Origin of the sequence: Sphingomonas sp. CCH9-E2 (genome assembly GCF_001557215.1) — a bacterium.
GTDB lineage: Bacteria > Pseudomonadota > Alphaproteobacteria > Sphingomonadales > Sphingomonadaceae > Sphingomonas.
The window spans coordinates 1-3,020 of record NZ_LSJM01000172.1; the positions used below are offsets into that span (position 1 = coordinate 1).

Annotated in this window: 4 protein-coding genes; all 4 read left to right on the forward strand. The window is 65.4% G+C overall.

Annotated features, from left to right (window positions below; genetic code table 11):
• Window positions 1-123: 123 nt before the first annotated feature.
• On the forward strand, window positions 124-579 hold the full coding sequence (locus tag AX681_RS08820; protein ID WP_066663964.1) for a MaoC family dehydratase: 456 nt from the start codon (window positions 124-126) through the stop codon (window positions 577-579).
• Complete coding sequence (locus AX681_RS08825; protein ID WP_066663966.1) at window positions 576-1,082, forward strand: (2Fe-2S)-binding protein; 507 nt, start codon at window positions 576-578, stop codon at window positions 1,080-1,082. Before AX681_RS08820 ends, AX681_RS08825 begins: the two co-directional genes overlap by 4 nt.
• A 107-nt stretch (window positions 1,083-1,189) precedes the next feature.
• Window positions 1,190-2,059 carry an RcnB family protein gene (locus AX681_RS08830; protein ID WP_066663968.1) on the forward strand — a complete coding sequence of 290 codons (870 nt, stop codon included), beginning with the start codon at window positions 1,190-1,192 and terminating at the stop codon, window positions 2,057-2,059.
• A gap of 83 nt (window positions 2,060-2,142) precedes the next feature.
• Window positions 2,143-2,841, forward strand: a complete 699-nt coding sequence (locus AX681_RS08835) for a prolyl hydroxylase family protein (protein WP_066663970.1) — start codon at window positions 2,143-2,145, stop codon at window positions 2,839-2,841.
• Window positions 2,842-3,020: the final 179 nt, after the last annotated feature.

The window sequence follows — 3,020 nt, forward strand, 5'->3', positions numbered from 1 at the left end:
GCCCCTCCACCACCGCCTTCGGCGGCGGTCCCCCTCCCCTGAGCAAGCTCAGGGGAGGAATGATTTGATTTGGGACTGACAAACCCGGTTCGCGCGTTAAGTGGGGCGGCAGAGGAGACGGTGATGGCGGGACGCACTTTCGACGAATGGCAGGTGGGCGACCGGATCGTGCATGCGCTGCGCCGCACGGTGACCGAGACGGACAATCTGCTGATCTCCACCCTCACCCATAATCCGCAGCCGCTGCATCTCGACGCCGAAGCCGCCGGGGCGAGCGAGTTTGGGCGGATCCTGGTCAATGGCACTTTCACCTTTGCGCTGATGGTCGGGATTTCGGTAGGGGATACGACGCTGGGCACGCTGGTCGCCAATCTGGGCTATGACGAGGTGCGGATGCCGAGCCCGGTGTTCATCGGCGACACGCTGCGCGCCGAGACCGAGGTGGTGGCGCTGCGCCCGTCCAAGTCGCGGCCGGGACAGGGCGTCGTCACCTTTCGCCATGTGATGCTCAACCAGCGCGACGAGACGGTGTGCACCTGCCTGCGCAGCGCGCTGCTTCATGCTAAAGCGACTGCATGACCAAGTTCACCGTCAACAACCAGCCGGTTTCCTACAAGCTCGATCCGGCCACGCCGTTGCTGTGGGCGCTGCGCGATGCGTCGAACCTGACCGGCACCAAATATGGCTGTGGCACCGGCGATTGCGGGGCGTGCACGGTGGATATCGACGGCAATGCGGTGCGGTCGTGCCAGGTGACGATCGGCGGGGTCGAGGGGACGTTCGTCACCACGATCGAGGGGCTGACGGCCGAGGGCAACCACCCGGTGCAGCAGGCGCTGATCGCGGAGAATGTCGTTCAGTGCGGTTACTGTATCCCCGGCATCGTGATGAATGCCGCGGCGCTGCTGCGCAAGAACCGCAACCCTTCGGACGAAGAGATTATGGGGGCGATCACGAATTTGTGTCGGTGCGGCATCTATCCGCGGTTGATCGAGGCGATCGGGCGGGCGGCGCGCGTGGCGCGGGGCGATGAAGAGATTACCATCGATCGCGGTATCCCGGTCGAGACCGGGCAGGAGTAAGAAAGCTTTCTATTGGCTGTCAGTCCAATTCAGAAGTGTGTCAGCCGACTCGACGTAAAAGCGCGTTAGTCTGAACGCCGGCGCTTTGTCGGGGAGCGGAGGAAAGCATGAAGAAGATTGTTCTGGCGGCGCTGATCGGCGCAACCATTTTGACCCCCGCTGCTGCGACTGCGCAGGACCGGGGCGGACGTGAAGGCCGCGGTGGCGGTCAGGCACGTGAAAGCCGCGGCGAGCAGTTCCGCGAACAGCGCCAGCAGTGGCAACAGCAGCGCCAGGAGCAGCGCGAACAGCGGCAGGAGCGCCCGCAGTTCCAGCGCCCCGAGCGCCCGCAGGTCCAACCGCGTCCTGCTCCGGCCCCGGCGACCGCCCCTGCCCCGCAGGTGCGCGAGCAGCGGCGCGATTTCCGTGACGAACGGCGCGACGACCGCCGCGACTTCCGGGACGAGCGCCGCGATGACCGCCGCGGCCTGCGCGACTCGATCATGGGATCGCAATCGCGCGAAGAGCGCCGTGACGACCGCCGCGACTATCGCGACGACCGTCGGGACGACCGCCGCGATTACCGGGATGACCGCCGTGACGACCGGCGCGATTACCGGCAGGACCGCCGCTATGGCGACTGGCGCGACCGGCAGGAATATCGCCGCGGTTGGGACGACAACCGCAACTGGAACCGCAGCTGGCGCGGCGACCGTCGCTACAATTGGGGCGACTATCGCGCGAGCAACCGGCACGTCTTTCGCCTGCCCCGTTACTACGCGCCGCGCGGCTACAATTATGGCTATCGCCGGTTCTCGATCGGCATCACCATCGGTTCGATGCTGTTCGCGCCGGATTACTGGATCAACGACCCCTTCTACTACCGCCTGCCGCCGGCCTATGGCCCGTATCGCTGGGTGCGCTATTACAATGACGCGCTGCTCGTCGATGTCCGGTCCGGCTATGTCGTCGATGTGATCCACGACATCTTCTGGTAAGCGGAACTCAGGTCACGCAGGGAGGCCCGGCCGGCGACGGTCGGGCCTCTTGCGTTTCGCGGGAGCAGCGGCAAATTGCGGGCATGAACATCTTTTCGCGCTCCAAAGCTCCCGCCGGATCGATTACCCGCGCCCGCCTGGGCCAGGCGGTGACCGCGCGGGTCGAGGCCAATCCGGCGATGCGCCGGGCGAAGGTCGATGCTGCGCAAATCTATTATCATCCAGGCTTTCTCAGCGACGCCGAGTGCGATTCGCTGATCCGCCTGATCGACGCCAATCGCCGTCCCTCGACATTGTTGTCGCAGTCGGAGGATCCCAATTTCCGCACCAGCGAGAGCTGCGACCTCGACCGCTGGTCGCCCGATGTGCGCCCGATCGACGAGCGGATGGCGGCGTTGCTCGGGATCGCGCCCGAAAATGGCGAGACGATGCAGGGCCAGCGTTATGCTCCCGGCCAGCAGTTTCGCGCGCATTATGACTGGTTCAACGAGCAGCAGGATTATTGGCCGGCGATGAAGGCGTCGGGTGGCCAGCGCACCTGGACCGCGATGATCTACTTGAACGATGTCGAGGAAGGCGGCGCGACCTGGTTCCCGCAGGCGGGCGTGCGGGTTGCACCCAAGCGCGGGCTGTTGCTCGCGTGGAACAATATGAAGCCCGACGGGTCGCCCAATACCGGCACGCTGCACGAAGGGACGCCGGTGGTGAAAGGCGTCAAATATGTGATCACGAAATGGTTTCGCGAGCACGCCTGGATCAACACGCCGGTGCGGACCTATTGACCTGTTGAAGCGAGGTTTGTCGACAATTCCTCCCCTGCGCCGCAGGGGAGGTGGAAGCGCGCAGCGCTGACGGAGGGGCGGCCGCGCAGACGGCCGTGAACAGCTCGACAAAATTCCGCCCCCTACGGGGCGGCCCCTCCACCACCGCCTGCAGCGGCGGTCCCCCTCCCCTGCTGTGC